Origin of the sequence: Ochrobactrum sp. SFR4, assembly GCF_019730395.1 — a bacterium.
In the GTDB taxonomy this organism is placed as follows: domain Bacteria; phylum Pseudomonadota; class Alphaproteobacteria; order Rhizobiales; family Rhizobiaceae; genus Pseudochrobactrum.
This window is the reverse complement of the sequence record NZ_JAAPBB010001228.1, coordinates 1-243: the sequence shown is the minus strand read 5'-3', so window position 1 is coordinate 243 and position 243 is coordinate 1. Positions and strand designations below refer to the sequence as shown.

Here is a 243-nt window from a genome sequence, read left to right as displayed (position 1 = left end):
ACCTTTATCCTGCTTATCAGTTGATAAGCAGGAGAGGTTTTTATGGCACAGACTGCATCGCATACAGCCCATGCGCATGATGCACATCACGGGCATCATCATGGCGGACATGAAAGCGGTAATCGGGTTAAAGACCCTGTTTGCGGGATGATGGTTGATCCGGCTGCAGACAAGCCGCACATGGCCTATAAGGGGCATGAATATCATTTCTGCTCGGATAGTTGTCATAGTAAATTCAAAGCT

Annotated in this window: 1 protein-coding gene; it reads left to right on the top strand. The window is 47.7% G+C overall.

Annotated features, from left to right (window positions below; genetic code table 11):
- Positions 1-42: 42 nt before the first annotated feature.
- A partial coding sequence (locus HBA93_RS22945) for a YHS domain-containing protein (RefSeq protein WP_221724766.1) occupies positions 43-243 on the top strand: 201 nt, incomplete at its 3' end.